The sequence below is a fragment of the Nocardioides sp. GXQ0305 genome (genome assembly GCF_050880345.1).
GTDB lineage: Bacteria > Actinomycetota > Actinomycetes > Propionibacteriales > Nocardioidaceae > Nocardioides.
Map to the genome: position 1 here is coordinate 334,714 of NZ_JBNYXG010000001.1, position 17,947 is coordinate 352,660.

The following is a 17,947-nucleotide window of genomic DNA, read 5'->3' on the forward strand; positions in this document are numbered from 1 at the left end:
GTCACCTCCGGGCCTTCGGGTCCAGGGCCTCGCGCAGCGACTCGCCCATCAGCGTGAAGCCGAGCGCGACCACGATGATGCAGACCGCCGGGTAGACGGCCAGGTGGGGGAACGAGTTGAAGAACTCCTGCGACTTCCCGAGCATCTGGCCCCACTCCGGCTGCCGGTCGTCGGGGTTGCCGAGCCCGAGGAACGACAGGGCGGCGGCGTCGATGATCGCCACGGCGAGCACGAGGGTCGCCTGCACGATGACCGGGCCCAGCGAGTTGGGCAGCATGTGCCGGAAGACGATCGCCCGTTGCTTCACGCCCAGGGCTCGCGCGGCGAGGACGTGGTCGCTCGCGCGTTGGCCGAGCATCGAGCCGCGGAGCAGTCGGGCGAAGATCGGCACCTGGACCGTCGCGATGGCGATGATCAGCGTGAGCTGACTGGGCCGGGCCGCCAGGGCAGCGATCGTGAACGCCAGCAGGATCCCGGGGATCGACAGCATCACGTCGACGATCCGCATCACCAGTGAGTCGACCCAGCCTCCGAAGGTGCCGGCGAGGATGCCGAGCACCAGCCCGCCCAGCAGTCCGAGCAGGGTGGCGAAGACACCCACGATCAGCGTCTGCCGGCTGCCCACGAGCAGCCGGGAGAGCAGGTCGCGCCCTCGGTCGTCGCCGCCGAGGGGAAAACCGGGCTCGGGACCCGGGACCGGGTTGGACTGCGCACGCACCTTGTCGAGCAGCGGGGCAGCCGCAGGGTCGTGGGGTGCGATCCAGGGCGAGATGATCGCCAGCACGACGAAGCTGACGGTGATGAACAGCCCGATGAGGAAGATCGGGTTGCGGCGCAGCCGGCGCCAGGCGCTGGCGATCAGCGACACCCCCGGGGTGTCGTCGAAGGAGTGCGCGGCCAGCTCGTCGATGCGGGCCCTGCGGCGGTCGGCGTACGAGACGGGACCGGGCTGGTCGGTCATGCGGTCACCTCGTCCTGATCCGGGGGTCGATCACGGCGTACAGGATGTCCACGATCAGGTTGACCAGCACGAAGATGCCGGCGGCGGCCAGGATCAGCACCTGCAGGACGGCATAGTCCTTGTCCCTGAACGACTCGTAGAGGGCCAGTCCGATCCCGGGGTAGGAGAAGACCGTCTCGGTGAGCGTGGCTCCTGCGAGCAGGGCGCCGACCGAGAGGCCGACCACCGTGACCACCGGGAGCATCGCGTTGCGCAGCACGTGGCGGCCCCGGATGACCTTGGCGCTGAGGCCCTTGGCCTCCGCCGTGCGGACGAAGTCGGCGTCGAGGGTGTCGAGCACCGACGCGCGGGTGATCCGGAAGATGATCGCGAACGGGATGGTCGAGAGGGCCAGGGCCGGCATGAGCAGGTGCAGGAGGGCGTCCCACGAGGCGTCCCACTCGCGCGTGAGGATGCCGTCGAGGACGAAGAAGTTGGTGACGCGCGTCGCGTCGAGGCTGGCGTCCTGCCGTCCGGAGACCGGCAGCACGTGCCACTGCACGGCGAAGAAGTACTTGAGCAGGAACGCGGTGAAGAACACGGGGACGGCCACACCGACCAGCGAGAACACCACGGCACCGCTGTCCAGGAGCGAGCCACGCCGACGGGCGGCGAAGTAGCCGAGCGGGATGGCCAGCGAGACCGCGATCAGCATGGCGAGGAACGCGAGCTCGATGGTCGCCGGCAGCCGCACCAGGAACACGTCGAAGGCGTCCGCGCCGGGCAGCACCGCGGTCGAGGCTCCGAACTCACCCTGGGCCGCGCGGCTGACGAAGCGCCAGTACTGCACGTAGATCGGCTGGTCGAGACCGAGGGCCGCCTCGAGGGCCGCCCTCCGCGACGGTGTCGCGCGCTCCCCGAGGATCGCCGAGACCGTGCCGCCCGGCAGCGATCGGAGCCACACGAAGAGCAGGATGGACAGCGCCACCAGCACCAGGGCCATCTGCAACAGCCGGCGCACGATGAACTGGACCATGCGAAACGAACTCCTGTGGACAGTGGTGAGGGGGGTCACCCGTGGCGGGTGGCCCCCCTCAGCCGCTCAGTGGTCGGTCAGCGACAGTACTGGACTACTGGCCGCCGACACTGACCGTGTCGAACTCCTCCGCCGTCAGCGGGCTCGGGATGACGCCCTCCACGTCCGGACCGACCACCAGGGCCGGCGGGGAGTGGCTGATCGGCACGCCCGGCATGTACTCCTCCATGATCTGGGCGTTGACCTCCTCGAACGCCGCCGCGCGCTCGTCCTCGTCGACGATCTCGTCGGCTGCCTGGAGGTCGTCGGCCAGCTGCTTGCCCCAGGGGTAGGCGCTGGTGCCGAAGTCGTTCTCCTTCAGGTTGCCGAAGAAGGTGCCGATGAAGTTGTGCGCGGAGTCGTAGTCACCCGTCCAGCCCAGCAGGTAGGCGTCGTACTTGCCCGCCGTCACGTTGTCGAGGTAGCCGCCGTTCCAGGAGGCAGTCTCGACCTCGACCGTGATGCCCACGTCCTCGAGGTTGGTGCGGATGGCCTCGTAGAGCTCCTGCGGGTTCGGCATGTACGGCCGGCTGACCTCGGTCGGGTACGCGAAGGTGAGGGTCAGGTTCTCCTCGCCGGCGTCGGCCAGCAGCTGCTTGGCCTTGTCGGGGTCGTACGGGGTCGCCTGCAGGTCGGCGTTGTAGCCGCCCACCGTCGACGGCATGAACTGCGTCGCGACCTCGGCACCCTCGGGCAGCTGGGTCTGCACGAGCTGCTCGCGGTCGATGGCGTACTGGAGCGCCTCGCGCACCTCGTCCTTCTTCAGGGCCGGGTTGTTGGTCGGGTTCAGGCCGAAGTAGAAGATGTTGAACGGGTCGCGGATCTCGACCTGGTTGCCGGCGTCCTCGAGACCCTGCCAGTCGGTCGGGCTCGGCAGGTCGTAGCCGTCGATGCTGCCGGCCTCGAGCTCCTGGCGGCGGGTGCTCTCGTCGGGGATCACCCGGAAGACCAGCTCGCTGGACTTGGGGGCGTCGCCCCAGTAGTCGTCGTAGGCCTCGAGCGTGATGCTGCCGTTGGCCTCGTCGTACTCGACGAACTGGTAGGGCCCGGTGCCGACGGGGTTGTTGGCGTACTCCGGGAACTCGAAGCCCTCACCCGCGGTCTGGATGCCGTTGGCGTCGCCCTCCTCCATCGCCGTCGGCGACTGCATCGCCAGCGAGGACAGGGTGAGCATGGTCGGGAAGCCGGCGGTGGCGCGGGTGATGTTCACGACCACCTCGTAGTCGCCCGTCGCCTCGCAGCTCTCGAAGAGGGAGCTCTCGGGGTCGTTGGAGAAGCCGCCCATGACGTAGCCCCAGTACTCGGCCGCGACCTGTCCGGCCTTGTTCTGCTCGAACATCCGGTCGAAGTTGGCGCACACGGCCTCGGCGTTGAACTCCGTGCCGTCGTGGAAGGTCACGTCGTCGCGGAGCTGGAAGGTCCACTCGGTGCCGTCCTCGTTGGACTCCCACTCGGTGGCCAGCTCGGGCACGACCTCGGCGCTTCCGGGCTCGATGCCGAGCAGGCCCTGGAACATCTGCCGGGTGACCCGGAAGGTCTCGCCGTCGGTGGCGTAGAGCGGGTCGAACATCTCGGGAGCGCCCGCGGCTCCGAAGGTGAACGTGCCACCGCCGCCGGAGCTCTCACCGTCACCGTCGCCGCGCTCGGACTCGGCGCAGGAAGTCGCGGCCAGGGCGAGTGCGCCCACCACGGCCACCGACGCCATCTTCTTGATGGTTCTCATCAATGCAACCTCTTCGTCGGTCGTGGCCCGCCCTGTCGGCGGGCCCTTCGGCCCATGCGGCGTGACCCACGTCCCGCCCGGGCGTCCCGCGCACCCTAGCCCCCGATGCGCCGGGGTGGAACAGGCAAGCCCCTTGGTGCGCCAAGCCGTTACAACCCCGTGACCCGACGGCGACGGCGACTACGTTGGGGGCATGCGGCTGACCAAGTTCGGACACTCCTGCGTGCGGCTCGAGCACCACGGCGCCGTGCTCGTGATCGACCCGGGGGCGTGGACCGGACGCGAGGCGGTCGACGGTGCGACGGCCGTGCTGGTCACGCACGAGCACCCCGACCACTACCACCCCGACCACCTGCTGGCCACCGACGCCCCGGTGCTCACCATCGAGGCGGTCGCCGCCCGGATCCGCGAGGACGCCCCGGCGGTGGCGGAGCGGCTCCGGGTCGTCGTGCCGGGGGAGGACGTCGACGCCGGGCTCCCCGTGACGGTGGTCGGCGAGCGGCACGCGGTCATCCACCCCGACCTGCCGCGCTTCGACAACTCCGGCTACCTGGTGACCGCCGGTGACACGCGCGTCTTCCACCCCGGCGACGCGCTCACCGGGCCGGGTGTGCCCGTCGACGTGCTGTGCGCCCCCGTGTGCGCGCCCTGGATGAGGGCCGCCGAGGGCGTCGACTTCGCCCGTGAGGTGGGCGCGCCGCGCAACCTCGCCATCCACGACAAGGTGTACTCCGAGGCCGGGCTGAGGATCGTGGACGGCCACTTCGGCCTGCTCCTCGGCGACGACCAGGACTACGTCCGGCTCGCCGAGGGCGCCGACCTGTGATCGTCGTACCCCACATCCGTGTCGTGGATCGTCCGTTCCGACAGCGCCGATGCCGGGTACGACGGAGACCGGGTCAGGGGCCGGCGAGGGCGTCGCGGACGGGGACGAACTTCGCCTGCGACTCGGCCAGCTCGGCCTCCGGGTCGGAGTCGGCGACGATCCCGCAACCGGCGAACAGGCGCACCGTGTCCCCCCGCAGCTCGGCGGAGCGGAGGGCGATGCCCCACTCTCCGTCGCCGCCGGCGTCGATCCACCCGACCGGCCCGGCGTAGCGGCCACGGTCCATGCCCTCGACCTCGGAGATCAGCTCGCGCGCCGTGTCGGTCGGCGTACCGCCGACCGCGGCGGAGGGGTGCAGGGCCGCGGCCAGCTGCAGGGACGAGACGGTGGCCGCGTCGTGGACCACCCCCGCCAGGTCGGTGGCCAGGTGCATCACGTTGGGGAGGTGGAGGACGAACGGCGCCTCCGGGACGTTCATCGACGAGCAGTGGGGGTCGAGCGAGTCGGCGACCGAGCGGACGGCGTACTCGTGCTCCTCGAGGTCCTTCGACGACCGGGCCAGGGTCGCGGCCAGGGTCAGGTCGCGGTCGTCGTCGCCCGTCCGGCGGATGGTGCCCGCGAGGACGCGAGAGGTGACCAGCCCGCGCTCGCGCCGGACCAGCAGCTCGGGGGTGGCGCCGAAGAGACCGTCGACGTGGAAGGTCCAGCAGGTCGGGTAGCCCTCGGTGAGCCGGCGCAGCGGCCAGCGGACGTCGAGCGGCTCGACGGGGGAGGCCACGAGGTCGCGCGCGAGCACGACCTTCTCCAGCTCGCCGGCGTTGATCCGCTCGACCGCGTCGGCGACCACCGCCATCCACTGCTCTCCGTTGAGGGCGCCGTCGCCGAACAGGACCTCGCCCGGAGCCCGTGGTGGCTCGGTCGGTGTGATCGCGGCCCTCCGGTCGAGCAGGTCCAGCCCGCCGCGGGAGGCGGTCGTCAGCCAGGTGTGGCCGCCGCGGTGGCCGACGACCACCTCGGGGACGGTCAGCACCGAGTCGCCCGGGTCGTCGGCGAAGCCGAAGCTGCCGAAGGCGACCAGGCCCGTGCCGGGCTCGCGCACGTCGTCGCGGACGACCGCGCGGGCCGAGGTCTCGCGCCACCACAGGTCGGCGTCGTCGAACCGGTCGGGGCCGCGGGCGTGGAGCCGGGCGGCGACCCCCCAGCCCACGAGTCCCTCGCTGCGGCGCAGCCAGGTCACCGACTCCTCGCCGGCCGCGGGAGCGGGCAGCAGGTCGAGCAGGGAGCTACGGGCGTCGAGGTCGAGCCGGACCGTGCGGACGACCAGGGGGGCGGCCTGCTCGTCGGGGGTGGCGCTGGTCGTCACGGGGGGAGCCTACGCGGGTGACCGGGCCCACATGAGGCAGGCTCCGGCCCCGCTGCTGCGGGACCGGAGCCTGTCGGTGTCGCGGATCAGCCGTTGAAGCTCGGCTGGCTCTGCGGGTTGAACGCGTCGCGGTAGCGGTACCGCTCCGCCTTCGTGACCGCCTTGTCGGTGATCCTCAGGACGTCCAGGCCCTTCTGGATGTCGTTGGAGTAGACGTGGCCGTTGTAGTAGTACGCCGACCACGAGCCACCGAGGATCAGCTCGTCGGAGGACAGCTCGCCCCGGTCGAACCAGGCCAGCTCACGCGGCTTGCTGGAGTTGGTGAAGTCGAAGACCGAGATGCCGCCCTGGTACCAGGCCTGCACCATGATGTCCTTGCCCTTCACCGGGATCAGCGAGCCGTTGTGGGCCACGCAGTTCTCGTTGTTGGACTGGACCCGGTCGATCTTGTAGTAGCTGGCGAACTTCAGCCGGTCGCGCTTCGTGACGTCGTAGATGCCGTTGGCGCCCCGGGTGTCGCCGACCTCCTCGTTGCAGGTCGGTGCTCCGCCGCCACCGAGCTCGTCGGTGAAGACCACCTTGGTGCCCTTGTTGTTGAACGTGGCCGAGTGCCAGAACGCGAAGTTCTCGGTGTCGCGCACCGACTCGATCACCTCCGGCTGGGTCCGGTCGGAGATGTCCATCAGGACTCCGTCGCCCATGCAGGCCCCGGCCGCGATGTCCTTCTTCGGGTAGGCGGTGATGTCGTGGCAGCCGCTGGTGGTCGACGAGCCGTTGCCGCCCGGGTTGCCGCCCTCGGGGAAGACGACGGCCTCGTCGGCGAGGCTGGACGCAGCCGGGTTCGCCACCGGCACCCTCACGACGCTGATGATGTCGTGGGGCGGCTGGCAGTCGGGGTAGGCCGTGTTCGGGGAGTACGACGAGACGTAGACGTAGAGGTTCCGACCGCGCTGGTCGGGCGCCAGCGTGTGGGTGTGCGAGCCGCACTTGGTCTCGACGGCGGCGACGTACTCGGGACTGGTCGGGTCGGAGATGTCGAACACCTTGATGCCCTCCCACGAGTCCTCCATGGTGGCCGACTGCGAGGTGCTGGCGCAGCTGTCGTCGCTGCGGCTGGAGTCGGTGCTGAGGACCAGCAGGTCGCGGTAGACCGACACGTCGTTCTGCGAGCCCGGGCAGAGCACCTGGGCGACCTGCTTCGGCTGGGACGGCTTGCTGATGTCGTAGACCGTGAAGCCGTTGTAGTTGCCGCCGTAGGCGTACTTGCCCTGGAAGGCGAGGTCGCTGCTGAAGGAGTTGACGTCGGCGAACGCGCCGTTCTTGGGGATGTTGGCGATCAGCCCCATGTCCTCGCTGGCCATCTCGCCCGCCTCGAGCTCCGGCTCGGGCTCCGCGGCCTGGAGCCGCTCCTCCTGCCGCTCGGTGAGGCAGCCCTGCGCGAAGCGGTCACCCGCCCGGGCGAGCTCACGCTCCTCCGGCCCGCACGTGGGGTCACGCTTCTCGGAGACGGGACGCGGGGAGCCGTGGCCCTCGTGGGCCTGGGACGGGCTCATGGCGGAGAGGCCGGTGAGGGCCAGGCAGCTGGCAGCGATGACGCCGATGATCCGGGATTGCCGAGACATTGGGGGGCACCTTCCGAGATAGGGGTGCCGCTGATCCTACGTAGAGTGGGCCACCTCACACCACCCCCAGATCCCATGTCCCGGGAGGATCTCGTGCCCCTCACCCCCCGTCGGTCGGCTGTCGTGGCGGCGACCGCCGTCCTGCTGCTCGCCCCCGGATGCTCCGCCGACGAGCCGGCCGAGCGCGACGACTCCGAGGCCCAGAGCGAGATCCTCCAGCCGGGACGACCGGGGGAGGGCAACGAGACCCTCGGCCCGGACGCCTCTGTCGAGGCCGCGCCGACCGTCGAGGCCGACGTCCGGTTCATGCAGATGATGGTGCCCCACCACGCGCAGGCGCTGGAGATGACCGACCTCGCCGAGACCCGGGCCAGCGACGACCAGGTCGTCGCGCTCGCCCGCAGGATCGAGGGGGCGCAGGGCCCGGAGATCACGGCCATGACCGGGTGGCTGCAGGCCCGCGGGGTGTCGGTGCCCGACGACCACTCCCACCACGGTGACCACTCCGGCGCTCGCGGCGGCGAGACCCACGCCGAGCGGATGCCCGGGATGCTGAGCGAGGGGCAGATGGACCGGCTCGCGGCGGCCCGGGGGCCCGCGTTCGACCGCCTCTTCCTGGCGGGGATGATCCAGCACCACCAGGGCGCCGTCGACATGGCCGACGACGAGATGACGGACGGCTCGGACATCCTCGCCCTCGAGCTGGCCGCCGACATCGCGACCGGACAGCAGGCGGAGATCCAACGGATGGTCGCCATCCGCCGGCAGCTCTGAGGATCAGCTCCAGTAGACGACCACGGGCGTGCCGATGTCGATCTGGTCGAAGAGCCACGCCATGCCCTCGTAGTCGCGCACGTTCACGCACCCGTGGCTGGCGCCGCTGTAGCCGACGGCCGCGAAGTCCGGCGAGTAGTGCACGGCCTGCCCGCCGGAGAAGAACATCGCGAACGGCATCGAGGTGTCGTAGAGGGTCGACACGTGGTCGCGGGACTTGGCGAAGACCGAGAACACGCCCTCCCGCGTCGGCAGCTCGTCGGAGCCGAAGCGCACGTCGTAGGTCGCCTTCACCTTCCCGTCGACCACCCACCGCAGCGAGTTCGACGACTTGTCGATGCAGAGCACGCTGCCCTGCTTGCACCGCGGGTCCAGCGCCCCCAGCTTCGGCTCGATGTTGTGCATGGCCTCGTAGGTCGGCGCGTAGGTCATGCCGTGGAGGCGGTCGAGCGTGCGCCGGTCGACCTCGCCGGTCACCGGGATCTCGCGCTTGCGCTGGAAGCCGCGGACCGCCTCGACGGTCGCCGCGTCGTAGCTGCCGGTCACGTCGCCGAACAGCCACGCGATCGACACCAGCCGGGCCTGGAGGTCGCGGACGTCGCCGCCGGAGTCACCGCGTTCGAGGATCGCCGGGCCGGGGTGCAGGACGTTGAAGAGCTGGTCGTGCGTCGGTTCCTCGGTCATCCGTCCCAGACGGCGCCAGGTCTGCTGGTCGACCACACCGGAGGCCTCGAGCCCGCGCTTCTCCTGGAAGCCGCGGACGGCGATCCGCGTGCCGGGCCCGTAGACGGCGGTGGTCAGCTCGGGGAACCAGGCGAGCTGGAACAACCGGGACTGCAGCTCGCGGACCTTCACGCCCCGGTCCCCGGGCTCGAGCACCGGGCCCTGCGGCTCGGGCCGGGCGTCGCGCGCAGGGAGCGGCTCGTCCCGGTCGGCCTCGAGCTCGTCGGCGTCCGGGGTGCGGTCCTGCTGGCGCAGCTGGGCGGTCTCCGGCTCGTCGGCGGCCCGCCAGGACGGCTGGATCGAGAGCACGCCGGTGCCGTACGCCGCGGCGCCGGCCAGCCCGACGACGAGCAGGGTGACCAGCAGCGTCCTGAGCACGCGCATCGTGTTCCTCCGGGGAAGGTGAGGTTCGTCCAGTGTCTGCGAGGAGGACGCCCGAGCCCGGGATTTGGTTGCACCCCCGCGTGGCCGTCGGCGCGTCGCGGGTCCCCTAGGCTCCCCTCGTGGTCCGCGCAGCCCTCGACAAGCAGCCCGCCGACGTACGGCGCATGTTCGACGCGGTCGCGCGCCGCTACGACCTGACCAACGACGTGCTCTCCCTCGGGCAGGACCGTCGCTGGCGCGGGCAGGTCGTCGCTGCGGTCGACCCGCGCCCGGGCGACGTCGTCCTCGACCTGGCCGCCGGCACCGGCACCTCGAGCCAGCCTTTCGCCGACCGCGGCGCGACCGTGGTCCCGTGTGACTTCTCCCTCGGGATGCTGCAGGTGGGCAAGCAGGCGCGGCCCGACCTGCCGTTCACCGCCGGGGACGGCACCCGGTTGCCGTTCGCCGACGACACCTTCGACGCGGTGACCATCTCCTTCGGGCTCCGCAACATCGTGGATCCGCGGGCCGGGCTGGTCGAGATGCGTCGGGTCACCCGACCCGGTGGCCGGCTGGTGGTCTGCGAGTTCAGCCACCCCACCCTCCCGGCGTTCCGCACGATCTACCTGGAGTACCTGATGCGGGCGCTGCCGGCGATCGCCCGCACGGTCTCGTCCTCACCCGACGCCTACGTCTACCTCGCCGAGTCGATCCGGGCCTGGCCCGACCAGCGGGGCCTCGCCGACCTGGTCGCGGAGGCCGGGTGGACCGACCCGGAGTGGCGTGACCTGTCCGGCGGGATCGTCGCCCTCCACCGGGCCCGCGCACCTCAATAACGCAAGCCCTGCGTGCGCTAAATCAGCAGGTCAGCGGCGGTTTCCGGCCCCCGACCCCCCGGGGTGCACTCCCCGCCCCCGAGTCCTAGACTGACGGGCGCCACGGGTTGTGAAGAGGTTCACAAAGTCACAATCCACGTACGCCGGCGAGGGAAGGAACGCACCGATGGAGCTCTACACGCCGGTCCTGGCGTTGGGTCTCCTCGCGGCGGGATTCGCGGTCTTCTCCGTGGTCATCAGTGCCGTCGTGGGTCCCAAGCGCTACAACCGGGCCAAGCTGGACTCCTACGAGTGCGGCATCGAGCCGACGCCGCAGCCGCTCGGCGGTGGCCGTTTCCCGATCAAGTACTTCATCACGGCGATGCTCTTCATCGTCTTCGACATCGAGATCATCTTCCTCTACCCCTGGGCCGTCCACTTCGACGCGATGCGGCTCTTCGGCCTCGTGGAGATGGTGCTCTTCATCGTCACCGTGTTCGTCGCCTACGCCTATGTCTGGCGCAGGGGCGGCCTCGACTGGGACTGAGACTGACATGGGAATCGAAGAGAAGCTCCCGAGCGGCGTCCTGCTCACCACCGTGGAGGGCGTCGCCGGCTACATGCGCAAGGCCAGCTTCTGGCCCGCCACGTTCGGCCTCGCGTGCTGCGCCATCGAGATGATGACGTCGGGCGGCCCGAAGTACGACCTGGCGCGGTTCGGCATGGAGGTCTTCCGCGCCAGCCCCCGGCAGGCCGACCTGATGATCGTGGCCGGCCGGGTCAGCCAGAAGATGGCGCCGGTGCTGCGTCAGATCTACGACCAGATGGCCGAGCCCAAGTGGGTGCTCGCGATGGGTGTCTGCGCCAGCAGTGGCGGCATGTTCAACAACTACGCGATCGTCCAGGGCGTCGACCACGTCGTCCCCGTCGACATGTACCTCCCCGGCTGCCCGCCCCGGCCCGAGATGCTGATCGACGCGATCCTCAAGCTGCACGACCAGGTCCAGCACGCCAAGCTCGGCTCGAACCGCAAGGCCCAGATCGAGGAGCTCGAGACCGAGGCGCTCAGCGCCCTCCCGACCTCGGACATGAAGGGACTTCTCCGGTGACCGAGGAGCAGAACCAGCGCACCAACGTCCCCGCGCAGGAGGGCGAGGTCCGCGCCACCGGCGAGCGGCGCGGCATGTTCGGCGTCTCCGGCAGCGGCGACACCAGCGGGTACGGCGGCCTGGTGCAGCCCATCGTCTACCCCGGCGCCGCGCAGCGTCCCTACGGCGGGTGGTTCGACGAGGTCGCCGACGCCCTCGAGGCCAGGCTCGGCGACGCGGGCCTCGACCGCGCGGTCGAGCAGGTCGTGGTCCACCGCGGCGAGATCACCTTCCACGTGCGGCGCGAGGACCTGGTGGAGGTCGCGCGGCTGCTGCGCGACGACGAGCGGCTGCGCTTCGAGTTCTGCTCCGGGGTGAGCGGGGTCCACTACCCCGCCGACCGGGACCGTGAGCTGCACGCCGTCTACCACCTGCTCTCGATGACCCACAACCGCCGGGTCCGGCTCGAGGTCTCGGTGCCCGACGCCGATCCGCACGTCCCGAGCCTGGTGGGCGTCTACCCGACCAACGACTGGCACGAGCGCGAGACCTACGACATGTTCGGCATCGTCTTCCACGGCCACCCCGCGCTCACCCGGATCCTGATGCCCGACGACTGGCCGGACCATCCCCAGCGCAAGGATTACCCCCTCGGCGGCATCCCCGTGGAGTACAAGGGCGGGACCATCCCCCCGCCCGACGAGCGGAGGGCCTACAACTAGCGATGACGACCGAACAGGACTTCTACGCCCAGCCGAACGAGACCAGCCAGGGCCGGGTCTTCACCGTCACCGGCCAGGACTGGGACTCCCTCAGCGAGTCGATCGGCGACGTCCCCGAGGAACGGGTCGTCGTCAACATGGGCCCCCAGCACCCCTCGACCCACGGCGTGCTGCGGCTGATCCTCGAGCTGGAGGGCGAGACGGTCACCGAGGCCCGTTGCGGAATCGGCTACCTGCACACCGGCATCGAGAAGAACATGGAGTACCGCTCCTGGGTGCAGGGCACCACCTTCTGCACCCGGATGGACTACCTGTCGCCGTTCTACAACGAGGCGACGTACGCCCTCGGCGTGGAAAGACTCCTGGGCATCGAGGACGGGCCGGACGGGGTCCCCGAGAAGGCCCAGGTCATGCGGGTCCTGCTCATGGAGCTGAACCGGATCTCCTCCCACCTGGTCGCGATCGCGACGGGAGGCATGGAGATCGGCGCGCTGACGGTGATGACGATCGGGTTCCGCGAGCGGGAGCTGGTCCTCGACCTGTTCGAGCTGATCACCGGACTGCGGATGAACCACGCCTTCATCCGACCCGGTGGCGTCGCGCAGGACCTGCCGCCGGGAGCCCTCGACGAGATCCGCGACTTCGTGAAGCTGATGAAGAAGCGGCTCCCCGAGTACGCCTCGCTCTGCAACGCCAACCCGATCTTCAAGGCCCGGCTCGAGGGGGTCGGCCACCTCGACCTCGCCGGCTGCCTGGCGCTCGGGCTCTCGGGTCCGCCCCTGCGCTCCACCGGGTACCCGTGGGACCTCCGCAAGACCCAGCCCTACAGCGGCTACGAGGACTACGACTTCGAGGTCCAGACCTGGGACACCGCCGACTCCTACGGCCGGTTCCGGGTGCGGCTCGCCGAGATGTGGGAGTCGCTGCGGATCGTCGAGCAGGCCACCGACCGGCTGGCCGGGCTCGAGGGTGCGCCCGTCATGGTCGCTGACAAGAAGATCGCCTGGCCGAGCCAGCTGGCCATCGGCAGTGACGGCATGGGCAACAGCCTCGACCACATCCGCCACATCATGGGCGAGTCGATGGAGGCGCTGATCCACCACTTCAAGCTCGTGACCGAGGGCTTCCGGGTCCCCGCCGGGCAGGCCTACGTCCCCGTCGAGTCGCCCCGCGGCGAGCTCGGCGCCCACGTGGTGTCCGACGGCGGGACCCGCCCGTTCCGCGCGCACTTCCGCGACCCGTCGTTCACCAACCTGCAGGCGACCAGCGTGATGAGCGAAGGAGGCCAGGTGGCCGACGTCATCGTCGCGATCGCCTCGATCGACCCCGTGATGGGAGGCGTCGACAGGTGAGCGCAGCGAACGTCGGGCGGAGCACCGCCGGGATCGACGACAAGACCTGGACCGAGCTCGAGGAGATCGCGGCCCGCTACCCGGAGAAGCGCTCCGGGCTGCTGCCGATGCTGCACCTCGTGCAGTCGGTCGAGGGCCGGGTGACGCCGGAGGGGATCGAGGCCTGCGCCGACATCCTCGGCATCTCCGCGGCCGACGTCAGCGGAGTCGCGACCTTCTACACGATGTACAAGCGGCGGTCGGTGGGCGACTACCACGTCGGGGTCTGCACCAACACGCTGTGCGCGGTGATGGGCGGCGACGCCATCCTGGCCCGCCTCCGTGACCACCTCGGCGTGGGCAACGACGAGACCGCGGAGAAGCGGGACGGCGACGCCGCCACGGTGAGCCTCGAGCACGTCGAGTGCAACGCCGCGTGCGACTACGCACCGGTGATGATGGTCAACTGGGAGTTCATGGACAACATGACCCCCGAGTCCGCCGTCCAGCTCGTCGACGACCTGCGGGCGGGCCAGGAGGTCCACTCCACCCGTGGGCCACGGCTCTGCACGTGGCGGGAGGCCGAGCGGGTGCTCGCCGGCTACCCCGACGACCTCGCCGACGAGGGGCCGGCCGCCGGACCCGCCAGCCTGGTCGGGCTCCGCATCGCCCGCGAGCGCGGCTGGACCGCGCCGTCTGCCGAGGCGAGGAGCGGTGGCCACGACGTACCCGCCGAGCCCGGGCAGGAGCAGCAGGCTGCGGCCGAGGCCGGTAGCAAGGACTCCGAGTCCGCGGTCGTCGAGCAGCACAGCGACTCCGACGAGACCGCAGCCGAGAAGGAGGAAGGCCAGTGACCCTCACCCCCGTCCTCACCGACAACTGGGGCGACGAGCGCAGCTGGACGCTGCGCGCGTACGAGGAGCGCGGTGGCTACGGCGCGCTGAAGAAGGCGCTGGGCCAGGACCCCGCTGCGATCGTCGAGCAGGTCAAGGACTCCGGCCTCCGCGGACGAGGTGGCGCCGGGTTCCCGACGGGCATGAAGTGGGGGTTCATCCCGCAGGACAACCCCAACCCGAAGTACCTCGTGGTCAATGCCGACGAGTCCGAGCCGGGGACCTGCAAGGACATCCCGCTGATGATGGCCAACCCCCACGTGCTCGTCGAGGGCGTCGCCATCTCCTCGTACGCCATCCGCGCCCACACCGCCTTCATCTACATCCGTGGCGAGGTGCTCCACGTGATCCGCCGGGTGCAGCGGGCCGTCGAGGAGGCCTACCGCGCCGGCCACCTCGGCACGAACATCCACGGCTCCGGCTACGACCTCGACGTCATCGTCCACGCCGGTGCCGGCGCCTACATCTGTGGCGAGGAGACGGCGCTGCTCGAGGGCCTCGAGGGCCGCCGCGGCCAGCCGCGGCTGCGTCCGCCGTTCCCGGCGGTGGCCGGCCTCTACGCCAGCCCGACCGTGATCAACAACGTCGAGTCCATCGCCTCGGTGCCGTCCATCGTCGAGCACGGTGCTGAGTGGTTCGCGTCGATGGGGACCGAGAAGTCCAAGGGCTACGGCATCTTCTCGCTGTCGGGCCACGTGACGAACCCCGGCCAGTTCGAGGCGCCGCTCGGCATCACCCTGCGCGAGCTGATCGACCTCGCCGGCGGCATCCGTGCGGGCCACGAGCTGAAGTTCTGGACCCCGGGCGGCTCCAGCACGCCGCTGCTGACCGACGAGCACCTCGACGTGCCGCTCGACTTCGAGGCGGTCGGCGCGGCCGGCTCGATGCTCGGCACGCGTGCCCTGCAGATCTTCGACGAGACCACCTGCGTGGTCCGGGCGGTGCTGCGCTGGACCGAGTTCTACAAGCACGAGTCGTGCGGCAAGTGCACCCCGTGCCGTGAGGGCACGTGGTGGCTGGTGCAGGTGCTGTCCCGGCTCGAGCAGGGTCAGGGCGACGAGTCGGACCTCGACCTGCTGCTCGACCAGTGCGACAACATCCTGGGCCGGTCCTTCTGCGCGCTGGCCGACGGTGCCGTCTCGCCGATCTCCAGCTCCATCGAGTACTTCCGCGACGAGTACCTCGCCCACCTGACCGAGGGCGGCTGCCCGTTCGACCCGGCCGCCTCCACCGTGTTCGCCCCTGCCACCGCCGGAGCCAGCGCATGACGACCACCCCGGAGAAGCAGCAGCAGACCCTTCGAGACGGCGCTGACGCGCCTCCTCAGGACACCGCCGACCTGGTCAGCCTCACGATCGACGGCGTCCAGGTCAGCGTGCCGAAGGACACCCTGGTGATCCGCGCGGCCGAGCAGATCGGCACCCAGATCCCTCGGTTCTGCGACCACCCGCTGCTCGCGCCCGTCGGCGCCTGCCGGCAGTGCCTGGTCGAGGTCCCCGACGCCGGCAACGGCCGAGGCTTCCCCAAGCCGCAGGCGTCGTGCACGCTGCCCGTCGCCGAGGGCATGGTGGTCAACACCCAGGTCACCAGCGAGGTCGCCGACAAGGCCCAGCAGGGGATCATGGAGTTCCTGCTGGTCAACCACCCGCTCGACTGCCCGGTCTGCGACAAGGGCGGCGAGTGTCCGCTGCAGAACCAGGCGATGACCAACGGCCGCGGCGAGAGCCGGTTCGAGGGCGTCAAGCGGACCTTCCCGAAGCCGATCAACATCTCTGCGCAGGTGCTGCTCGACCGCGAGCGCTGCGTGCTCTGCGCGCGGTGCACCCGGTTCTCAGAGCAGATCGCCGGTGACCCCTTCATCGCCCTCGTCGAGCGCGGCGCGCTGCAGCAGGTCGGCATCTACGAGAAGGAGCCGTTCGAGTCCTACTTCTCGGGCAACACGATCCAGATCTGCCCGGTCGGGGCCCTCACCAGCGCCGACTACCGCTTCCGCTCCCGCCCCTTCGACCTGGTGTCGAGCCCGTCGGTCGCCGAGCACGACGCGTGCGGCGCCGCGATCCGCGTCGACCACCGCCGCGGCAAGGTGATGCGCCGACTGGCCGGCAACGACCCCGAGGTCAACGAGGAGTGGATCACCGACAAGGACCGGTTCGCGTTCCGCTACGCGCAGTCCGGCGACCGGATCACCTACCCCATGATCCGCGAGGACGGTGAGCTGCGGCCCGCCTCGTGGACCGAGGCGTTCGCCGTCGCCGCCCGGGGTCTCGCCGACGCGGGCGAGGTCGGCGTCCTGCCCGGTGGCCGGCTCACGGCCGAGGACGCCTACGCCTACGCCAAGTTCGCGCGGGTCGCGCTGGGGACCAACGACGTCGACTTCCGGGCGCGACCGCTCTCGGCCGAGGAGGCCGACTTCCTGGCCGCGGAGGTGGCGCTGAGCGGGTCGGTGTCGTACGCCGACCTCGAGGCGGCGCCGACGGTGGTGCTGGCTGGCCTCGACCCCGAGGACGAGGCCGGCACGATCTTCCTGCGGCTCCGCAAGGCCTCGCGGGGCCCGCGGCGTACCCGCGTGGTGGCCCTGGCCCCCTTCACCTCGCGCGGCCTGCGCAAGATGGAGGCCACGCTGGTGCCCACCCGGCCCGGCGACGAGGCCTCCGGCCTCGCCGACCTGCTCGGCCACGCCGACCACGGCATCGACCAGCACGCCGTGATCCTGGTGGGCGAGCGCCTCGCGACGGTCCCCGGTGCGCTGTCCGCGGCCGTCGACCTCGCCCGCAAGAGCGGGGCCCGCCTGGCCTGGGTGCCGCGTCGCGCCGGCGACCGTGGCGCCGTGGAGGCGGGCTGCCTCCCCGGCCTGCTGCCCGGTGGACGCCCGTGGGCCGATCCGGCGGCACGCGTCGACGCCGCCACCACCTGGGGTGTCGACTCGCTCCCCGAGGCTGCCGGCCGCGACGCCGACGCGATCGTCCGCGCCCTCGGTGCGGGCGAGCTCGGCGGACTGGTGATCGGCGGGGTCGACCCCGACGACACGGCCGACCCCGGCGCCACCCGCAAGGCGGTCGTGGCGGCACGCTTCGTCGTCGCGCTCGACCTGCGCGAGACCGAGGTGACCCGGGCGGCCGACGTCGTGTTCCCGGTCGCCGCCGCCGTCGAGAAGGGCGGCACCTTCGTCACCTGGGAGGGTCGTCCCCGCCCGTTCGACCCGGTGCTCACCGACACCAACGCGCTGCCCGACCTCCGGGTGCTGGCCGGGATCGCCGAGGAGCTCGGTCGCCCGCTGGGCTTCCGGACCGTCGCCGAGGTGCGCTCGGAGATGACCGAGATGGGGCCCTGGGACGGCGCGCGGGCCGACATGGTCGCCGTTCCGGCCGGGTCCGCACCCGACGGCGTCGCCCTGGCCACCTGGAAGCAGATGCTCGACAACGGCCGCATGCAGGACGGCGAGCGGCACCTGCGGGCCACCGCCCGAGCCGCGGTGGCCCGGCTCTCGCCCTCGCACGCCGAGCAGTACGGCGCCGCCGTGACCGTCACCGGTGACCGCGGGTCGGTCACGCTGCCCGTCGAGGTGGTCGCCGACATGGCCGACGACACCGTGTGGCTGCCCGCCAACTCCTCCGGCCGGGGGCTCCTGGCCGCACTCGCCTCGCCGGGGACCCCGGTCACCCTTTCTGGAGGCACGCTGTGACGACATC

At 70.9% G+C, this 17,947-nt stretch carries 16 protein-coding genes; 10 read left to right on the forward strand and 6 right to left on the reverse strand.

Annotated elements, in window-relative coordinates; all coding sequences use genetic code 11:
- Nucleotide 1: 1 nt before the first annotated feature.
- The 3 genes from ACQ1X7_RS01655 to ACQ1X7_RS01665 all read right to left on the reverse strand — a co-directional run bounded on the left by ACQ1X7_RS01655 (nucleotide 2) and on the right by ACQ1X7_RS01665 (nucleotide 3,738).
- Complete coding sequence (locus tag ACQ1X7_RS01655; protein WP_432476404.1) at nucleotides 2-961, reverse strand: ABC transporter permease; 960 nt, start codon at nucleotides 959-961, stop codon at nucleotides 2-4.
- A 4-nt stretch (nucleotides 962-965) separates the two neighbouring features.
- Nucleotides 966-1,976 carry an ABC transporter permease gene (locus ACQ1X7_RS01660; RefSeq protein WP_432476405.1) on the reverse strand — a complete coding sequence of 337 codons (1,011 nt, stop codon included), beginning with the start codon at nucleotides 1,974-1,976 and terminating at the stop codon, nucleotides 966-968.
- A gap of 94 nt (nucleotides 1,977-2,070) precedes the next feature.
- Nucleotides 2,071-3,738 (reverse strand): ABC transporter substrate-binding protein, encoded by a 1,668-nt coding sequence (locus tag ACQ1X7_RS01665; RefSeq protein WP_432476406.1) that lies wholly within the window; start codon nucleotides 3,736-3,738, stop codon nucleotides 2,071-2,073.
- A 193-nt stretch (nucleotides 3,739-3,931) separates the two neighbouring features.
- Here ACQ1X7_RS01665 and ACQ1X7_RS01670 point away from each other — a divergent pair, with 193 nt between their 5' ends.
- Nucleotides 3,932-4,564, forward strand: a complete 633-nt coding sequence (locus ACQ1X7_RS01670) for an MBL fold metallo-hydrolase (protein WP_432476407.1) — start codon at nucleotides 3,932-3,934, stop codon at nucleotides 4,562-4,564.
- Between the two features lie 73 nt (nucleotides 4,565-4,637).
- On the opposite strand, the gene ACQ1X7_RS01675 is transcribed toward ACQ1X7_RS01670, so the two are convergent.
- Together ACQ1X7_RS01675 and ACQ1X7_RS01680 are read right to left on the reverse strand one after the other, a co-directional pair.
- Complete coding sequence (locus tag ACQ1X7_RS01675) at nucleotides 4,638-5,927, reverse strand: isochorismate synthase (protein WP_432476408.1); 1,290 nt, start codon at nucleotides 5,925-5,927, stop codon at nucleotides 4,638-4,640.
- Nucleotides 5,928-6,013: 86 nt separating this feature from the next.
- On the reverse strand, nucleotides 6,014-7,549 hold the full coding sequence (locus ACQ1X7_RS01680; RefSeq protein WP_432476409.1) for an LVIVD repeat-containing protein: 1,536 nt from the start codon (nucleotides 7,547-7,549) through the stop codon (nucleotides 6,014-6,016).
- A 93-nt stretch (nucleotides 7,550-7,642) separates the two neighbouring features.
- On the opposite strand from ACQ1X7_RS01680, the gene ACQ1X7_RS01685 reads away from it, so the two are divergent.
- Nucleotides 7,643-8,323, forward strand: a complete 681-nt coding sequence (locus tag ACQ1X7_RS01685; protein ID WP_432476410.1) for a DUF305 domain-containing protein — start codon at nucleotides 7,643-7,645, stop codon at nucleotides 8,321-8,323.
- A gap of 3 nt (nucleotides 8,324-8,326) precedes the next feature.
- Here ACQ1X7_RS01685 and ACQ1X7_RS01690 read toward each other — a convergent pair whose 3' ends face one another.
- Nucleotides 8,327-9,430, reverse strand: a complete 1,104-nt coding sequence (locus tag ACQ1X7_RS01690; RefSeq protein ID WP_432476411.1) for a L,D-transpeptidase family protein — start codon at nucleotides 9,428-9,430, stop codon at nucleotides 8,327-8,329.
- Nucleotides 9,431-9,549: 119 nt separating this feature from the next.
- On the opposite strand from ACQ1X7_RS01690, the gene ACQ1X7_RS01695 reads away from it, so the two are divergent.
- The 8 genes from ACQ1X7_RS01695 to ACQ1X7_RS01730 all read left to right on the forward strand — a co-directional run bounded on the left by ACQ1X7_RS01695 (nucleotide 9,550) and on the right by ACQ1X7_RS01730 (nucleotide 17,940).
- A complete protein-coding gene (locus ACQ1X7_RS01695; protein ID WP_432476412.1) occupies nucleotides 9,550-10,245 on the forward strand; it encodes a demethylmenaquinone methyltransferase in 696 nt (231 codons plus the stop codon).
- 166 nt (nucleotides 10,246-10,411) lie between these two features.
- Entirely contained in the window at nucleotides 10,412-10,771 is a 360-nt protein-coding gene (locus tag ACQ1X7_RS01700) for an NADH-quinone oxidoreductase subunit A (RefSeq protein ID WP_432476413.1), read from the forward strand.
- A 7-nt stretch (nucleotides 10,772-10,778) separates the two neighbouring features.
- On the forward strand, nucleotides 10,779-11,333 hold the full coding sequence (locus tag ACQ1X7_RS01705) for a NuoB/complex I 20 kDa subunit family protein (protein WP_432476414.1): 555 nt from the start codon (nucleotides 10,779-10,781) through the stop codon (nucleotides 11,331-11,333).
- Nucleotides 11,330-12,034, forward strand: a complete 705-nt coding sequence (locus ACQ1X7_RS01710; RefSeq protein ID WP_432476415.1) for an NADH-quinone oxidoreductase subunit C — start codon at nucleotides 11,330-11,332, stop codon at nucleotides 12,032-12,034. Before ACQ1X7_RS01705 ends, ACQ1X7_RS01710 begins: the two co-directional genes overlap by 4 nt.
- A 2-nt stretch (nucleotides 12,035-12,036) precedes the next feature.
- Nucleotides 12,037-13,386 carry an NADH-quinone oxidoreductase subunit D gene (locus tag ACQ1X7_RS01715; RefSeq protein WP_432476416.1) on the forward strand — a complete coding sequence of 450 codons (1,350 nt, stop codon included), beginning with the start codon at nucleotides 12,037-12,039 and terminating at the stop codon, nucleotides 13,384-13,386.
- Nucleotides 13,383-14,219, forward strand: a complete 837-nt coding sequence (gene nuoE, locus ACQ1X7_RS01720) for an NADH-quinone oxidoreductase subunit NuoE (RefSeq protein WP_432476417.1) — start codon at nucleotides 13,383-13,385, stop codon at nucleotides 14,217-14,219. The genes ACQ1X7_RS01715 and nuoE overlap by 4 nt, the downstream gene beginning before the upstream one ends.
- Nucleotides 14,216-15,526, forward strand: coding sequence for an NADH-quinone oxidoreductase subunit NuoF (gene nuoF / locus ACQ1X7_RS01725; protein WP_432476418.1), 1,311 nt, complete (start codon nucleotides 14,216-14,218; stop codon nucleotides 15,524-15,526). Before nuoE ends, nuoF begins: the two co-directional genes overlap by 4 nt.
- Entirely contained in the window at nucleotides 15,523-17,940 is a 2,418-nt protein-coding gene (locus ACQ1X7_RS01730; protein ID WP_432476419.1) for an NADH-quinone oxidoreductase subunit G, read from the forward strand. The genes nuoF and ACQ1X7_RS01730 overlap by 4 nt, the downstream gene beginning before the upstream one ends.
- Nucleotides 17,941-17,947 lie beyond the last annotated feature (7 nt).